Source organism: Gemmata sp. SH-PL17 (assembly GCF_001610855.1).
Taxonomy (GTDB): Bacteria; Planctomycetota; Planctomycetia; order Gemmatales; family Gemmataceae; genus Gemmata; species Gemmata massiliana.
The window spans coordinates 4,608,630-4,624,927 of sequence record NZ_CP011271.1 but is presented as its reverse complement, the minus strand read 5'-3'; the positions used below and the strand labels follow the sequence as shown (position 1 = coordinate 4,624,927).

The window sequence follows — 16,298 nt, the reverse complement described above, 5'->3', positions numbered from 1 at the left end:
CCGCAATCCACGCAATCACAGGAGACTTCTCATGTCGTGGTGGTCGCGGTGGAAGGGGTTGCGGGCGGCCGGGGTGTTGGGGATGAACGCCCGGAACGCCGGCGTGATTCTCGATTACAACCCCCGCAAGCGGTTCCCGTATGTGGACAGCAAGCGGAAGATGGACGAGCTCTGTCGCAAGATCGGGGTTCCCACCCCCGACTTGTACGCGGTGCTCGTGAGCCACTCCGCGCTCCGTCACTTACCGCGCATTCTGGACAAGCACCCCGAATTCGTTGTGAAGCCGAACCGCGGGGCCGGCGGGCGCGGCGTGCTCGTGATTACCGGGCGCAAGGGACCGGATTACGTGCGTCACAACGGAACAGTGCTGCAAGCGGAAGACCTGCGCCAGCACGTGTCCGGGGTCGTATCGGGGCTGTTCTCTCTGGGCGGAAACGAGGACGAGGCGCTGATTCAACAGCGCGTCGTTCCCGACCCGGTACTGGAGAAGATCAGCTACCAGGGTACCGCGGACATTCGGGTAATTGTCTACCGCGGTGAACCGGTCATGGCGATGCTCCGGCTCCCCACAAAGGCGTCCGGCGGGCGGGCCAACTTACACCAGGGTGCGATCGGGGCCGGCGTGGACATCGCCACCGGGGTGACGCACCACGCGGTTCTCAAAGACCGCAAGGCGGAGATCCACCCCGACACCAAAGAGAGCGTGATTGGGTTCCAGGTGCCGTACTGGTCCGACATTCTGGAAATGTCGCGCCGTGTAAGCCGTGCGGTCGAGATGGGCTACATCGGGGTGGATATTGTGCTCGATCGCGCCCGGGGGCCACTGCTACTCGAAGCGAACGCTCGGCCGGGCTTGGCGATTCAAATTTCCAACGCGCGCGGAATTGCTCCCGAATTGGAGCGCGTGGACCGGCAACTCAGTCAGAAGTGACCCGCTGCGATCAACCGGAGGAGTTGTGATGCGCCGACTTTCGGCCCGCGCCTTAGTGATCGGGTTCGCGGCCCTTGGCACGCTCGCGCAACCGGTGGCGGTCGGTCGCGCTGTCGCGGCCGAGTCTTCGCGCGACGTCATTCTTGTGGGAACGGTGCCGGACCCGGATCTCGTTGCCCTTGGGGTGATGACCGCCGCAGCGCAGCCCGATGCCGACTTCCTACTCGATTCCGTGCGCCCGGAATCCATCATCAAACCATATTTCGACCGACTTCGACCGACCGCGGTCACGCCTGTCGGCGCGTTCCCGGATGGCAGCGTTAAACGGTGGGGCGCGGCCGATTCGGTGGTCAAACCGACGGTAGCCGACCCGGTCGCGTTCGCGTGGGCGCTGTACCCGAAGGCCGAACGCGCGATTGTCGCGCCACGAAGCCCCGTGCCCGATCTGCTCCAGGCGGCATGTCTTGCAGGAGCAGCGCGCGTTCCTCTCTTCGTGCTGCGAGAAGGCGACGACCCATTAAAGGGACTCAAAGAGTTACTTGCGGCCCGCGGGGTGAAAGAGGTCACTGCGGTTGGTGCGGCCCGCGATGCGTGCAAGAAGCTGGAGGGCGTGCGCGTCACCGAACTCGCAGACGCCGTGGCCACGGCTGCGGCGCACCGCAAGGAGCTGCTGCGTACCGGGAAGATTGACACGCTGGTGCTCGCGAACTCGGCGGATGCGAAGAAACATGCGGCGCTCGCCCCGTGGGTCGCAGTGAAGCGGCGGGCGGCACTCTTGCTGACCGGGGCCGAAGGCAAAGATGCAGGCACGGTTGTGAACGCAGCTCTCAAAGAGAAGGACACGGCCCGCGCGGACGTGCTTATCGTGGTCGCGGACACGAACGCGATCCCGCTCGTGAAGCGCGCGAACCCAGCGGCGGGGAAAGACGAGCAGATCGACGTGGAGCAGTGGATTCCGGAAACGGACGACCTCATCACGCTCTCGGCCGGGCGCCTGTTCCACGCGGACCGGGCGATTGTGCCACTCCTGCTCGCGCGGTCACGGTTACTGGAGAAGGCATCGGGACCGCCGAAGATTCTGATCGCGAGCAACCCCGGCGACGGGCTACCGCTACTGGAAACGTTCTCGCGCAACACTGGGCGCGAACTCCAGAACGCGGGTTGGAAAGTGACGGGCCGGTACGGTAAGATCGAACTGACCGCGAAGGAGTTGCGCGAAGCGCTCCCCGAACAGGATGCGTTTTTGTGGGAGGGGCACTACCGCACGCTGATCGACCAGTTCGAGATGCCGAAGTGGACCGAACCGCTCCGCCCGTCGCTCATCTTCCTACAGAGCTGCTTGGCACTGAATCCGGACGAGTCCGCGCTGCTCTTTGATCGCGGGGCCGCGGCCGTGGTCGGTACGCCGAACCGCACGTACTCCGGGTCCGGCGGAGCGCTGACACTCGCGTTCTTCGATTCGCTCGCCTACGACGGGCGCAACGCGGGTGCCTCGATGCGGCACGCGAAGAACTTCCTGCTGTGTTACATGGACCTGAAGGCGAAGCGCCTCGGGGACGGGGCCAAGATGAGCGGCGCGAACAAGCGCGCGGCCTGGACGTTCACGATTTGGGGCGACCCGGCGATGAAAACGCCGAAGCCCGTTGCGCCGGCGGACGCGATGCCGGCACTCGCGTGCGAGGTGGTGAAGGACCGCGTCACACTCACGCTGCCGGAAAAGCGCTACCCGCCAACGGAGGTGGCGCCGTACAAGGCCGAGATGTGGCCGGGCGGCCGGCTCGCGGGGCTGTTCACGACCGACGAGGAGTCGCGCCTGCTGGCGCCGCTCGCATTCGCCGAGGTGTCGCTGCCCAACGCCAAGGACGGGTTCACCCCGCGGTTGAGCACGAAGGTTCCGTCGCGGAACTGGGTGTTCCGGTGGGACGCGCGCCGGCGCGTGGGGTACATCCTCGCGGTCCCGCGCGAGAAGGACGAGGGCAAGATCGAGTTCCGCATACACTGGGACGCTGACACACCCCGCTAATCGTTTGGGGTCATGGGACTGTTAGACGCGCCGGGGCCGGGCACTATTCTCAGAAGTTACCGCGCCCGGAACCCCGGATCGTCGCGCGCTCCTCGTTTCAACGGAGGCGGAGTCCCTTGCCAGCCAAGCGATCGAACCTGTTCATTATCTCGTTGCTCGGTGCCCTCAGCGTTATCAGCCCGTTCGCGATCGACATGTACCTGCCGGCGTTCGAGCAGATCGCCACGGAACTCGCGGTAGAACCGACGGTCATTGCGCTCACTCTGTCAAGTTACTTCATCGGGCTGGCGCTGGGGCAAGTGTTCTACGGCCCGCTCCTCGACCGATTCGGGCGCAAACGGCCGTTACTGTTCGGGTTGGGACTATTCGTGCTCGCATCGATCGGGTGCGCGCTGGCGCCCGACGCGAACACGCTCATCGCGCTGCGGTTCGTTCAAGCGATTGGCGGATGCGTCGCACAAGTCGCGTCGATCGCGATGGTGCGCGACTTCTTCCCGGCGAAGGACAGCGCCAGGGTGCTCTCGCGCCTGTTTCTGTTCATCGCGGTCTCGCCGCTTTTGGCACCGAGTATCGGCTGGGTGATGGTCGCGGCGGCGGGCTGGAAGTCCGTGTTTTTGGTGATGGCGGTGATCGTGGGCGTGATCCTGGCGCTGATTCAGTTCCTCTTGCCCGAGGGCCACAAGCCCGACACGAGCATCTCGCTGAAGCCCGGTCCGATCGTGGCCGAGTATCTCACCATCATCCGGCACCCGCGGTTCGCGACGTATGCGTTTGCCGGCGCGCTGTCGTTCGCGGGGCTGTTCACTTACGTGGCCGGTTCGCCCATCATCTTCATCAGCGGCTTCCGCCTGAGTGAGGGCACCTTTAGCATCATCTTCGCGGTTTTGGCAGTGGGGTTCATCGGCGCGAGCCAGTTGAACGTGGTATTGCTCCGGTGGGCGACGAGCGAGACGATCTTCTTTCGCGCGCTGTCCGGTCAGGTCGTAACGGCGCTCGTCTTCGTGGCGGGCGCCGCTGTGGGGTGGTGGGGGCTGGGCGAAACGCTGGCACTGCTGTTCGTGTTCCTCTCGTGCGTGGGGCTGACTAATCCGAACGCATCGGCTCTGGCCCTGTCGCCGTTTACCAAGAACGCCGGGAGCGCGTCCGCTCTGCTCGGGTTCTTCCAGCTCGGGTTCGGCGCACTGATCTCGGTTGGTATTAGCGCCGCGACACCACAAGACAGCTTCCCGATCATCGTCATCTTTGCAGTCACGGCCGTGTGTGGGTTGGCCGTGCTGCTCGTGGGACGACGTGCCGCGGCCGTCGTCGCGCCGGAAACTGTATTGACACCGCCGGAGCCGCAAGAAAGTGACGACGCGGACGTTCCTCTGGAGCGCTCGGAGGAGACCGACGCAGTGTCATCGAGCTAAGCGGTGTAAGTGCCCGGAGGAAACGAAAGAAGCCGCGAACGAATCGCGGCTTCTTCTTCGTGGCAATTTTCTTGTACTACGGCAGCGCCGCTTTGGGCGCGGTGGGCTGATCGACTGTGGGAACAATTCCGGACGAGTTGTACGACGGCGTTGTGGGAACAGCGGGTGCCGGAGGAGCGACCGGCGTGACGGTTCCGTTCAGGCCGTCGATCTCTTCCTTCACCTTGTTGGTTTTCTTGGTGAGCACCTTCATGAAGGCCTGCTCTCGCTTTTCCAGTGCCGCCTTCTGTGCTCGGAGATCTTTCACTGCCGCCAACAGTGACTCAATGGACAACTCTTCTGGGTTAGATTCGACGAGGGGTGTCAGTTGGGCGGGACCACCGAATGCGGGTATCTGTTCGACTGCGGCTGGCTTCGGAAATGCCGGAGGTGTGTTTGGTCTCGTCGCGGGCGGCTGTTGAGCGATGGTCACTCCGACCACGGTCAGTAAGGCGGCACCCGCGGCGATCAGATAACGGCGCTTCATGGTCGGCCTCCGATGGGGGAACGGATTCGACGGGAGGCCATTTAGACAGCATGCGAACTTTACGCAAGGCCGATTCTAGTTGCGGTTATTCAAACGAAGAAAGCCGCGGACGTCCTCCGCGGCTTTATCCTTACCGGGTCACTCGCTTACATCGGGCGCGTTTCTTCCCGCTTTGAACTACTGAGCCGCGTCGCGTCGTCCGAGCTCCTACCCCTCTTCAGGCCCTGTTCGCTTTGAGGGGCAGCGGTCTTCCCAGATTCGTCCTGGTACGGTTCCTCGTAGTTCGGCTCGTCGAGTGGATTTCCGATACTCGTCTGATTGCTAGCGGGTACCGGACCGGTGTTGTTTTTCTTGGCCATGATCTGCTCTCCATCAATGCAGGCGATGGGCAGAATTACTTGGTGCAATCTATGTGCCAACACCGGCCGGTCGCGTCTCGTCACGAGAGGCCGCGACACTTCGCTTACTCCGACTTCCCGACGAGTGCGGCTTCCTTCGTTGGCCCGAAGCCCACGTTTGCCTCGGTCTCGTACCGCACTTCGCTCCCTGTAAATTTCAAGCGCACGGTCGTGATGAACGGGGTTTCGGTGAAGCAGATTTTCGCCGTGAACGTATCGTCCGCGGTCCAGGCGCCGGCCGCCGCGCACGGTTGTTCTGGCAATCGCCCCCAGGCGGTGCGGCCCTTCACCCACGATCCCGCCCCGCACTCGATGCGCCGGTCCGTTCCCCCAACGCGGGCTACCACCGTAACCGCGCCGTCTTTCCCGTTTTCGAGTGTCACGGATTCGAGCTTCCTGTCGTTGCTCGGAAACACGAACTTCTTGCCCGCGACTTTGGGCGCAGATGCTTTACCTTCGGGTGTGCGCAGAGCCAGACCCTTCAGAGTGCTCGCGAGCTTCTTGGCGGCGCCCTCGTCGGCCGCAAGTGCTCCTGATTTCATGGCCGGAAGGAGCTTGTCCCAGACCAGGTTCAGCACCGCTTGCATGTCCTTGACGCCAGAGGTGATGGCGATGACCGCGTCCTGTTCGGGGAGCACGATGCAGTATTGCCCGAACGCCCCGTCGCCGCGATAGGCCCCGTTGCGGCACCGCCAGAACTGGTAACCGTACCCCTGGTCCCAGTCGCTCTTGGGGTTGCTCCCGTTGGACGTTTGCCGGGCGGTCGCGGCCTCGACCCACGCCTCCGGCACCAGTTGCTTGCCGTTCCACTTGCCCTTTTGCAGATAGAGCTGCCCGAATTTGGCGATGTCCTCGGTCCGCACGCTCAGGCCGTACCCACCGGTCGAGATGCCCTGCGGACTCAGTTCCCATGTCGGCTTTGCGATACCCAGCGGATCGAAGAGGCGCGGCTTCAGGTAGTCGAGCACGGTTTGGCCAGTGGCCTGTTGGACCGCGGCTGAGAGCATGTACGTGGCCGACGTGTTATAGAGGAAGTGGGTGCCCGGCTTGAACGGGACCGACTGCGCGAGGAACGTCTTGGCCCACGATTCGCTCGCCTTGCGCGGCGGTTCGGTCTGGTGGCCGGTGGACATACGGAGCAGGTCGCTCAGGCGCATGGCTTTGAGGTTAGTCGAAGGGTCGGCCGGGGCCTCGTTGGGGAAGAACTTCAGCACCGGGTCGTCCGCGCTCAGTTTCCCTTCGGCCGCGGCCAGCCCGACCGCCGTCGAGGTGAAGCTCTTGCTCAGTGAGAACAGCATGTGCGGGGTCTCAGCCGCATACGGCCCCCACCACCCCTCGGCGACGACGTGACCGTGGCGGACGAGCATGAAACTGTGGAGCGCGTCGATGTCCTTGTCGGCCGCTTCGATGAACGCGCGGAGGGCCGGGGACGAAACGCCCTGGGCCTCGGGGCTGCTGCGCGGCAGGTCCGCCCCGGCCGCAGGGAGCGCGGTCAGCGCGAGCAGTGCAACGCCGGCGAGAGTTCTCATAGCGTGGGCCTCAGAAGAGAGGGGAGGGGGCGCCCCGCGTTCCGGTTGACTGAAGGCGGGACGTCATCGGCTTAGCCCCGGGAACGGACCGCGGCTAGTGGCACCACTTCAGCGCGAACCTGCTAGCCGGCGCGGTGTCACGTTGACAACTGGTTTCTTGTTTTAATTGCGGAGGTCGCCGTGCAATCCCACTCGTTCCCGAACCGGAAGCGACCGCGCCGATCGGGGCCAATTCCGGTTACGCATTCGCCCAACTTGCGCGCGCACTCACGACGAGCCAATCCCACGCGAACGCCGGGGTACGTGCCCGCGCCGTGCGCAAAGTGGCGGCGTGGACACAGGTATTTCAGGGGATGCTCTCGGGCGTACTCCGGATCGGCTCGCGCACTCCGGTTCCGCGAACCCCGACGTGGGCGACGCTCGAAGTGGTGACCGGTGGGTTCGCTACGGGTAAGCTTTTGGCCGGCGGCCCGCTCCAACTCCACGAGCATCGCATGCTCGCCCGGTTACCGGATGTGGAACCGGGTACCGAGCGCGCGGCGCTCAACGCCTATTTCCTGAGCGAAGACGGGCTGGCGGAACTTCGGGACATGCTCGCGAACGGATGCTACCGCGTCAACGTCCCGGAAGAGGGCGCGCTGCTCGCAGTAGCGTGGCTCGTTTCGCGCGATCGCGTAGACGATGCGCGCAAAATTCTCGACGCGATCGGGGCTCATTTCACACAACTTCGATTCTACCCCATTCCGGATACGCGCCCGCAAACTACGGGCACTGTCGTTCACCTTCAGAACGTCGGCGCGACCGTTGCACAGTTGGAAGCGGTCGAGCCGAGTGCGCGCACGGAACAGCAGAAAGAGGCCGTACTCGTCTGGCAACCACTCTATGATCGCGTCGTGGCACTGTTCGCGGAAACGGTCGAGGGGCCGCTCCCGACGCTTCACCGCGAACTCGATGGTAAGTATCGCGTGGAGGGCGGTTGGCCCTGTCAGCACTACCCAACCGGCTGGACCGAACGCGCCAAGGAGGTGCTGAACGACTACCGGACGTTGCGTGCCACACACCACCTGTGCAAGTCGCCCGATTCGCCCAAGGACGGGTTCGCTACGCTCCGCACTCACTTGGCACAGTGCGTGAACGATCCGCGCCGATTAACTGGCCGTGATGTTGGTCGTATTCGCACGATCCTGGCCGGGATCGTTTCTCGACGCGGCGCGCCTGGTTCGGAGCGCGAACGGGAGCGGCGCGCCTTTCACGCCCGACAAGTCGCCGCTCCGGGGCGGCACGAACTGGCCCGCGTTCTCGTGAAGCGTCTGGCGGAGTTCCCCGCTTCCGAAGGTCTGCCCACGCTCGACGCGGTGCTTGCTCCTTTCACCGAGAGTGAATCTCAGCAATTTGGTGTGCCCGTAGGAGCGGGCGTGTCGGAACCGCTCGCGCGGAAGGTTCGTCGGGCGCTCGATGCGCCGCTGCCGGTCCTGATGGCGGAAGGCATTATTCCGTCGGCGGAGGCGCTCGCGCGCGTCGTCCCGCAACTCACGTCGCAGATTCGGGCCGCGGGTATCTCCGACCCGGAACTGCGCCGACTGTACGTGGACATTTACACCGCGTTCCGGCGCCGGCGGTCGCTGCTCCTTCTGAACCTTCAGAGCCAGGTGAAGTTGGAAGAATTACCGTGGGTGCGTGCGATCGATCGTTTGCGAACCAACACCGCCGATACTCAGCGCCAGGCGCGATTAGCGCTGGAAGAGTTGATCGCGGCAGCTCTCACCGGGTTCCCACAACAGATCCTGCCCAACAAGCTGTTGCAGGAGGTCCGCGCGCTGGTGGAGAGTGCGGGTCTGAAGGTGCCGATCGTGGACGAGATCGCGGCCGACATCTTCATGGGCACGTTCTCCGAGAAGTTCCTGCAAGCCGCACAGATCGCGGCCGGGGTTCTCGAAGGGACACTGTACGAGCGGTACTACGGTGTGCCGTTCGCCCGCGTGCGCGCACTCGATGACGTAAAGCCGTCGCGTTGGGGCGCGCCCACCTCGCCGGGGTTCGTGGCGCTGTGTACCGAACTGGCCGGGCCGAGTGGTTCGGGGAGTTTTGTTGCGCGGAACGGGACCATTATCGAGCAGGAACAGATCCTGACCACGCACAACCTCGCGCCGCTGTTCCAGGAACTCGAACTGGCGGGCGTGCTGCGTCCGCGTTGCCTGGAGTTGGCGCTCCGGGTGTTCGACGGGATCTGCCGGTGTGCGCGGCAAACGACGGGGCCGTGGAAGTCGCGGCTCCGGGCGGTGAAGAACGCGGCGTATGCGTGGCGGCAGATCGTGTTCTTCCTGACGGTCGCCTCCGAAGGTGCTGTGAACTCTTTCCTGGCACAGGCCCGTTCGCGGCTGGAACGCGAGCCTGAAAACGTGCGGGTGCGCTTGGAACCGGTGCTGATCGGACTGGCCCGAGCCGAACGCGGCGCACCGGTTGAGGCTCCCGCGTCGCCAGAAGAACCGCACGGCGCCCGGCGGCTGCTCGGCTGGAGCACCGGCCCGCACTGGTTCCTCAAGTGATCCCAGGTCCGTTTGATCGCATTTCGTGATTGATCTGTGAGATTGGTCACGGAATGCGATCGCGCGTTTCCCGCCCGCAATCGCCTCAAATACTGGCTCCACTGGAACCTGTGGCTTGGACCGAAATCATTCGGACATTTTTCTCGATTTCCGTTTCGGTTTTTAGGGCGGTCGTTGGCTACTTAAGGAGAGTGAAGAGAACTACACATTCGGAGAGATTATGGCCCGGGACGTTCCCCGCGGACTCGCTCACCACATCCGCGATCTGACCGGATTGTGGCGGTCCGATCCACGCACCGACGGCGAACTGCTTTCTGCGTTCGCGACCGGCGACGAGGGGGCGTTTGCCGCGCTTGTTGTGCGACACGGTAAACCCGTGTGGGCCACGTGTTTGCGCGTTCTCGGTAACGAAGCGGACGCGGAGGATGCGTTCCAGGCTGCGTTTATTGCACTCGCGCGAAAGGCTACTCAGGTTCGGGCCGAATCTGTTGCTGGTTGGCTTCAGAAGGTGTCGCGAGAGGTTGCTCTTAACGCACGAAAGGCTGCCCAGCGTCGCGATGCGGCCCAATCCCGGTTGCACGAGCGTACCGTTCCTCAAGCCGACGAGACGCCCGATGAGGAGCTGCGGGCGGCTGTTGCAGATGAAATGTCGCGCTTGCCCGAGCGCCTCCGGGTGCCTCTCACGCTCTATTACGTCGAAGGAAAAACACAGGCCGAAGTCGGGCGTATTCTCGGAGTCACCGATCGCGCTGCCGCTCACCGCCTGAAGCAAGGCGTGAAACTTCTACGGGATCGGCTTGCCCGGCGCGGCGTGGCGGTCGCGGCCAGCGTACTGGTGGCCGTTCTCGGAAATGTTCCGGTTGCAGTTGCGGTTCCGAAAGGTTTGGTCGCACACACAACCGAAATGGCGCTGGCGATTGCCGCGGGCGCTCCCGCACAAACCACCGCGGCTCAACTCGCTCTCAGCGTGACGCAGACGACCGTCTGGACGCGGTTGAAGCTGTGCAGCTTATTGTTAATTCCGGCGCTGAGCACGATCGTTGGGGCCGTTTTCCTCTCTCAGCATCCGAGTCAGGCGGCGCCAGAATCGCCCGCTTCGCGTCCCGTTGATGCTGCTACCGATGGAGCACGAACCGATCGCTTCGGCGATCCGCTCCCCGCGGGAGCACTCAGTCGGCTCGGCACGCTCCGGTTCCGCATTGGTAACCCGGGCGGCATCTCGAACGTCGCGTTTGGTCCCGGGGGCAAGTTGCTGATTTCGGCTCACGCCACTGATTCGGTGCACTTCTGGGAACCGCAGACCGGGCGCGAGGTGCACAAGATCGACGCGCCCACGTCGTGCTGGAGCGTGAGTGCTTCGCGCGACGGGAAACAGTTGGTCGGGGTCGGAATCAAAGAGGTGTGGGCCTGGGATCTCTCCGGCACGGAACCGAAAGTGCTTTGGAAGGTGCCGTCGAAAAGCCCCGGTCCGAGCACGGTCGAGTTTTCCCCCGACGGTAAATTGGTCGCGTGCGGCGGGGATTCGGGGCGCGAGATCCGTTTGCTCGATGCAACTACGGGTGCGACCGCCCAGACACTCATCGGCCGCGGGTGTCGGTTCGCGTTCACCGCGGACTCGAAGCGGCTCGCGTCGTGGACGTGGTCGCCGGTGGCCGAGGTGAGCGTTTGGGATCTAGCCACCGGCGCCCGGCAGCACACGCTGACCGCTGGTGTAGATAAGGAGATCGTCAGTTCGGTTGCGTTCTCCGCGGACGGGAAAACGCTCGTGACCGCGGGGCAGGATCGGCGCTTGCGCGTGTGGGACGCAGAGAAGGGGACCGAGACGCGCAAGCTCGCGGAAGACGCTGCGCCACACGCCTTCGTCAACTTCGCGCCGGACGGTCGGACGCTGATCGAAGTCGGAAACGGGCAGATTCGCTTTTGGAACCCCGAAACCGGACGCGCTGCCAAACCCACGGTCAAGACGTCAGAAAGTGCGTGGTCCACGGCATACCGATTGTCGCCGGACGGCACCCGCGCTGCGACTGCGTGGCCGTTTGGTGTTGGGCTTTGGGACATCGCGACCGGACGCGAATTGAGTGCGGTAGCCGGGATGCCGGACGGGTTCATACACCCCGTTGTGTTTTCCCGCGACGGCTCGACGCTTGCAACCGCGGCATACAGCGAAGCGGTGGGTTCAACGGTTCACGTTTGGGATACGGCCGATGGGCGACTCCGGCGCCAGTTCACGTTGGCGCAGCGCCAGATGGTATGGGGAATCGATCTGAGTGGCGACGGAACGCTCTCCACTTCAGTCGGAGAACTTGTTGAGCTTCCACCCAAGCCTCCAGAGAAAATCACTCGGTGGGATGCGGTCACAGGAAAGTCGCACGCGGACCTGCGCCTGCCGGCTGAAACGCGCTCGGTGGCGTTCGCACCGGAGGGGAAGTTCGTGGCTGTTGTCGGGCCGACCGGCGTCGCGTTGTTCGATCGCGGAACCGGCCGCGAGGTGAAGAAACTATCGGACCAGTGCAAGGCGGAGAGCATGGCGTTCTCGGCCGACGGAAAAACACTGGCCGCGCTCGAACAGGGCGCGACCCGCGTCACCATCTGGTCGCTGCCGGATGGTCGGGAGCGGCACTGGCCCCCGCCCCGGAACGCGAACCACCAGCAGTTCCGCTCGCCGGTCGCGCTGTCCGCCGACGGGCGGATGCTCGCGGTGGGCGGAGCAGAACCGCAATCCAACATTCGGGTGATCGATCTGGCCACCGGAACGGACCTTTTGCCGCTCGACGGGCGCACGTTCGGGTGGGCGTTCCAGGAATTCGCCTTCGCCCCGGACGGGCGGACCCTGGCTTCGGCCGGCTCCGACGGCGTCGTGAGAGTTTGGGAAATTGTGAGCGCCCGCGAGCGCTACAAGTTCACTGGGCACCGCGCTTCGGTCCTGGGAGTCGCGTTCAGTCTGGACGGTCGGCGCTTAGCTTCGTCGAGCATGGACAGCACGGTACTGGTCTGGGACTTAACAGTGCCGCAACAGCCCGCACCGGTTGCACGCGCGACTGCGGATCAACTTTGGTCCGCACTTTCTGGGACCGATGCGGCCGCGGCGCACCGCGCGATTGCGACCCTGACCGCGGCGCCGGACACGAGCGTGCCGTTCTTGAAAGAGCGCCTGGGGACGGCGCCGGCATCGGCCGAGCAGGTTCAACAGTGGATCGCCGACCTCGGGTCCGACCAGTTCGCGATGCGCGAGGCCGCGACCAAAGAACTCGCCCAACACGCTTCGCGGTTAGAAGGGGAATTGCGAAGCGCCCTGGCCAACACGACGTCCGCAGAAGCACGCGCGCGGTTGAAGAACCTTGTTGCCGGGATCGGACCGAGTTCTCCGGCTAACCGAGCGGCCGTGCGGGGAATCGAAGCCTTGGAACAAATGAAAAACGATTCCGCAGCCAAGAAGTTGCTGCAGGAACTCGCCAAGCTGCCCGCCGACAGTGCCACCGGTCGCGAAGCCCGGTCCGCCTGCCGTCGACTCGCCGACCCGCTGCCGGGCCGGTGATTTCCTGACGTGTTCGTGTATTCGTCTCGCGCCGGCCCTTCTCTCCTGGGCCGGTGCGCTTACCCGCGGTGCGCTTGCCGCCGTGGGCGCTTCATTCCACTCGGGAGGGTTATTCGATGCTCGCGCCCAAGCGCAAAGGGTTCACGCTGATCGAGCTGTTGGTGGTGATTGCGATCATCGCCATTCTCATCGGCCTACTCCTACCGGCCGTTCAGAAGGTGCGGGCCGCGGCCGCGCGCCTCAAGTGTTCCAACAACCTCAAGCAGCTCGGGCTGGCTGCTCACAACCTCCACGACGCAGAGCAGGCGTTCCCTCAAGTGACCAAGGTCGGGAACAGTAAGGGATCGGGTTACCTGACCGCGTTCGTTGGCTTGCTCCCCTACATGGAGCAACAAGCGCTGCACCAGCAGCTCTACGCCAAAGCCGTCGCAAAGGGATCGCCGATGCTGGGCGGGGTCGGGGACGGCGGGGCGAACTCGCTCGATGCGTCCGTGGTTGCTTCCTACGTTTGCCCGTCCGATGTCCTGCCCAACCCGGCGGTCGCACAGATCCCCGGCACCAACACGTACATCGGGCTGACGAGCTACCGCCTCGGGTACACGGGATTGGACCCGAGCGACCCCGAATGGGGCATGGACGGCGTGATCTGTGACCGAGTGGTACGGATCACCGACGTCACGGACGGTACGTCGAACACGATCATGTTCGGTGAGTTCTCCAACCGCGATACGAACTGGGATACGTGGTCGTCGGTCGGCGGGAGCGGCGGAATCCCGTTCACGGTGATGACGTCCGGATGGTGCTATCCGTTCTTCAACCCGCTCGGGTCGGCTTACAACCCGCTCAACGGGAGCCTACCGGCCACGATCCCGAGCGACCCGTTCCAGGCGCAGTACCAGTTCTCGGGTCGGCTCATGACTTACGGGAGCCAGCACACCAGCGGGGCGAACTTCGTTTTTGCCGACGGGTCTGTGCGCTTCATCTCGAACTCGGTGAACGGCACCCCGGCGCTGCTGTCCAAGCTCGGTACGCGGGCACGCGGGGAGGTCATCAATGGCGATTTCTAGTCCGCCTCCGCGGGGGGCGGTGGGCGTTGCCGTGCTTTTCGTTATTGGCGCGCTCGGCGGGTGCTCTGGTACCGACGTCCCGCTCGCGCCGGTCGAGGGGACGGTTACTCGGGGCGGCCGACCGGTGGCGCACGCACAGGTCATCTTCATGGCCGACGGCGACAGCAAGGGACCGCGTGCGACGGGAATCACGGACGAGTCCGGGCACTTCCGGCTCACGCTGGACGACGGCAAGGACGGGGCGCCGGTGGGGCACCACCGGGTCTGCGTGGTCGATACAACCGCCGCGGCCGAGCGGTTCGGGGTGGCGGCGAAGCGCCTCGCGCCCGACAAGGCTTTACTCACCAAACCCGTCGGGAAATCGACTCCGATCCCCGCGAACTACGGGCGCCCGGAAGAAACGCCGCTCCGGGCCGATGTTCGGGCCGGAGGGTCGCAGACGATCGACTTCCAGATCCCGTGATTCGGCGAGGCACTGGGCATCATTGCTGTGTGGTCGTGGTGTCCAGGAAGACGTCGAGTTGTTGCCCCACGAACAGTGGCGGGTTCGACACGTCGAGAGCGTAGATCACCTGAAGCACCCGTGTGTCGACCCGCTCGGTGTTGCCGCCCGTAAGTGACTTCTTGGGCACCACGAACGGCTCCACCCGGACGAACGAGAGCGGGAAGCGAGTACCCGGTTCCCCGCGCGGCGACGCGGACCCTTTTGCGCCCGGTTTGAACCGGGCGATGTCGTTTTCATCCACATCAATGCGGACGTGCAGCCGTCCCACGGTACCCAGCACGATGATCGATTGCCCCGCTGCAGCACTGACGTACTCACCCGGTCGCACGCTCACTTGGAGCACGCGGAACTGGACCAGATCGCTTTCCGGAATCGGGTTGCGGGTGCGATCGGTCCCCGGTCGGCGCACGCGGGGGGCGGTCACGTGAAGGCGATCGAGTTCGGTGCGCGTCTGGTCGCACTGCGCACGGGCTTGAGTCAGCGCCGCACGAGTCACCGCAACGTCGAACTTCCACGCCCCGGCCCGCGTGAGATCGAGGGCGGCTTCGGACTGGCGGAGCTGTGCGCGGGCCACCTCGACGGCCATTTGCCGCACCTCGAACGTCTCCGTCGCGCCAACACCGCTGTCCGTCTCGCGCTTCGCGCGCTCGAACTGCTTCAGTTTGTCGGTCAAGTTGGCTCGCGCTTCGAGCACCTTTGCCTCTAGCGGCGGTAGTTCTTCGCGCCGGGGCATCGCTTCCAGTTTCGCGAGTTGAGCGGCGGCGTTGTCGCGTGCGGATTCGCGTACCGCGAGTTCGGCGCTCATCTGCCGGTCGTCGAGGTCGAATAACGGCTCGCCGGCGTGGATCCGGTCGTCCACGCGCACGTGGACCGCTTTCACCACACCAGGAACGTGCGTACCGACGACAATGTTTTCTGTCTCTGGTTCGACGATCCCGGCGCCGGCTACTTGCTTGCCAAAGGGCGAAGTACCCGGTTCCACCGGCGGGCTAACCGGCGCCGGCTTCTGCTGGGCCTTCGTCATTTGAAGGACCGCGAACGAAAACGCCACGATCGAGATCGCGGGCAATAAATATCGGATCACCACCACACACCTCCGTTCGGTTATGCGGGCACCGCGTGTGAGCGCGTTTCGACCTTCTCGATGCGCCCGTCGCCCATCGAAACGATGCGGTCGCCGAAGTCGTACACGCGGCTGTCGTGGGTCACGACCACCACTGCTCGGTCGGGCTGAACGGCCACTTCCCGGATCAGCCCCATCACGGTGCGCCCGCTGGACGCATCGAGCGCCGCGGTGGGTTCGTCGCACACGAGGAGCCGCGGGTGGTGGACCAGCGCGCGGGCGATCGCGACCCGCTGCTGCTGCCCGCCGGAAAGTTGGTTCGGGTACGAGTTCAACCGCGCGCCCAGTCCAACCGCGGTGAGCAATTCGGCGGCCCGGGCTACAGCCTTCGTGCGGCTCCATCCCGAAATCAGGAGCGGGACGCATGCATTTTCAGCCGCGGTGAGTGCAGGGAGCAGGTTGTACTGCTGGAACACGAACCCAATATTGTCACCGCGGAACCGTACTTTGCGGCCGTTCCCCATGCGGGTCAGGTTTTGGCCCAGCACGTCCACTTCTCCCCGCGTCGCATCGAGCAACCCCGCGACGACCGAAATGAGCGTTGTCTTCCCACACCCGGACGGGCCGACGAGGAGCACCAACTCGCCGTAGGGCAGATCCAGGGTGATGTCGGCCAGCGCCACGGTCTTCGTGTCGCCGGTGCCGAATTCCTTGGTCACCCCGCGGAGAGAAATCGCGGCTTCGGTCGCGGTCATGGGCGGCATCC

The 16,298-nt window shown here is 64.5% G+C and carries 12 protein-coding genes; 7 read left to right on the top strand and 5 right to left on the bottom strand.

Translation table 11 applies throughout. The features are described from left to right. Nucleotides 1-31 precede the first annotated feature (31 nt). From VT84_RS19130 to VT84_RS19120, 3 genes are all read left to right on the top strand, one after another. A complete protein-coding gene (locus VT84_RS19130; RefSeq protein ID WP_082840639.1) occupies nt 32-931 on the top strand; it encodes an alpha-L-glutamate ligase-like protein in 900 nt (299 codons plus the stop codon). 28 nt (nt 932-959) lie between these two features. Then, nucleotides 960-2,954 carry a C25 family cysteine peptidase gene (locus tag VT84_RS19125; protein ID WP_082840638.1) on the top strand — a complete coding sequence of 665 codons (1,995 nt, stop codon included), beginning with the start codon at nt 960-962 and terminating at the stop codon, nt 2,952-2,954. Between the two features lie 116 nt (nt 2,955-3,070). Continuing rightward, nucleotides 3,071-4,363 carry a multidrug effflux MFS transporter gene (locus tag VT84_RS19120; protein ID WP_082840637.1) on the top strand — a complete coding sequence of 431 codons (1,293 nt, stop codon included), beginning with the start codon at nt 3,071-3,073 and terminating at the stop codon, nt 4,361-4,363. A 76-nt stretch (nt 4,364-4,439) separates the two neighbouring features. On the opposite strand, the gene VT84_RS19115 is transcribed toward VT84_RS19120, so the two are convergent. From VT84_RS19115 to VT84_RS19105, 3 genes are all read right to left on the bottom strand, one after another. Further along, nucleotides 4,440-4,889 (bottom strand): hypothetical protein, encoded by a 450-nt coding sequence (locus VT84_RS19115; protein ID WP_082840636.1) that lies wholly within the window; start codon nt 4,887-4,889, stop codon nt 4,440-4,442. 146 nt (nt 4,890-5,035) lie between these two features. Then, on the bottom strand, nt 5,036-5,248 hold the full coding sequence (locus VT84_RS19110; protein WP_082840635.1) for a hypothetical protein: 213 nt from the start codon (nt 5,246-5,248) through the stop codon (nt 5,036-5,038). A gap of 104 nt (nt 5,249-5,352) precedes the next feature. After that, nucleotides 5,353-6,816, bottom strand: a complete 1,464-nt coding sequence (locus VT84_RS19105; RefSeq protein ID WP_082840634.1) for a serine hydrolase domain-containing protein — start codon at nt 6,814-6,816, stop codon at nt 5,353-5,355. Nucleotides 6,817-7,130: 314 nt separating this feature from the next. Between VT84_RS19105 and VT84_RS19100 the strand changes: the two genes are divergently transcribed. The 4 genes from VT84_RS19100 to VT84_RS19085 all read left to right on the top strand — a co-directional run bounded on the left by VT84_RS19100 (nt 7,131) and on the right by VT84_RS19085 (nt 14,427). Further along, nucleotides 7,131-9,362 carry a hypothetical protein gene (locus tag VT84_RS19100; RefSeq protein ID WP_157469630.1) on the top strand — a complete coding sequence of 744 codons (2,232 nt, stop codon included), beginning with the start codon at nt 7,131-7,133 and terminating at the stop codon, nt 9,360-9,362. A gap of 220 nt (nt 9,363-9,582) precedes the next feature. Next, nucleotides 9,583-12,897 (top strand): sigma-70 family RNA polymerase sigma factor, encoded by a 3,315-nt coding sequence (locus tag VT84_RS19095; RefSeq protein ID WP_082840632.1) that lies wholly within the window; start codon nt 9,583-9,585, stop codon nt 12,895-12,897. Between the two features lie 116 nt (nt 12,898-13,013). Further along, entirely contained in the window at nt 13,014-13,964 is a 951-nt protein-coding gene (locus VT84_RS19090) for a DUF1559 domain-containing protein (RefSeq protein ID WP_052554554.1), read from the top strand. Then, complete coding sequence (locus tag VT84_RS19085; protein WP_082840631.1) at nt 13,951-14,427, top strand: carboxypeptidase-like regulatory domain-containing protein; 477 nt, start codon at nt 13,951-13,953, stop codon at nt 14,425-14,427. The genes VT84_RS19090 and VT84_RS19085 overlap by 14 nt, the downstream gene beginning before the upstream one ends. 19 nt (nt 14,428-14,446) lie before the next feature. On the opposite strand, the gene VT84_RS19080 is transcribed toward VT84_RS19085, so the two are convergent. After that, nucleotides 14,447-15,553 (bottom strand): HlyD family secretion protein, encoded by a 1,107-nt coding sequence (locus tag VT84_RS19080; protein ID WP_157469628.1) that lies wholly within the window; start codon nt 15,551-15,553, stop codon nt 14,447-14,449. 20 nt (nt 15,554-15,573) lie between these two features. Then, nucleotides 15,574-16,287, bottom strand: a complete 714-nt coding sequence (locus tag VT84_RS19075; RefSeq protein ID WP_082840629.1) for an ABC transporter ATP-binding protein — start codon at nt 16,285-16,287, stop codon at nt 15,574-15,576. Nucleotides 16,288-16,298 lie beyond the last annotated feature (11 nt).

Bases quoted from the DNA above. Each gene is read 5' to 3' on its own strand.
- VT84_RS19130 (WP_082840639.1), top strand. From the start codon at position 32: ATGTCGTGGTGGTCGCGGTGGAAGGGGTTGCGGGCGGCCGGGGTGTTG.
- VT84_RS19125 (WP_082840638.1), top strand. From the start codon at position 960: ATGCGCCGACTTTCGGCCCGCGCCTTAGTGATCGGGTTCGCGGCCCTT.
- VT84_RS19115 (WP_082840636.1), bottom strand. From the start codon at position 4,889: ATGAAGCGCCGTTATCTGATCGCCGCGGGTGCCGCCTTACTGACCGTG.
- VT84_RS19110 (WP_082840635.1), bottom strand. From the start codon at position 5,248: ATGGCCAAGAAAAACAACACCGGTCCGGTACCCGCTAGCAATCAGACG.
- VT84_RS19105 (WP_082840634.1), bottom strand. From the start codon at position 6,816: ATGAGAACTCTCGCCGGCGTTGCACTGCTCGCGCTGACCGCGCTCCCT.
- VT84_RS19095 (WP_082840632.1), top strand. From the start codon at position 9,583: ATGGCCCGGGACGTTCCCCGCGGACTCGCTCACCACATCCGCGATCTG.
- VT84_RS19090 (WP_052554554.1), top strand. From the start codon at position 13,014: ATGCTCGCGCCCAAGCGCAAAGGGTTCACGCTGATCGAGCTGTTGGTG.
- VT84_RS19085 (WP_082840631.1), top strand. From the start codon at position 13,951: ATGGCGATTTCTAGTCCGCCTCCGCGGGGGGCGGTGGGCGTTGCCGTG.
- VT84_RS19075 (WP_082840629.1), bottom strand. From the start codon at position 16,287: ATGACCGCGACCGAAGCCGCGATTTCTCTCCGCGGGGTGACCAAGGAA.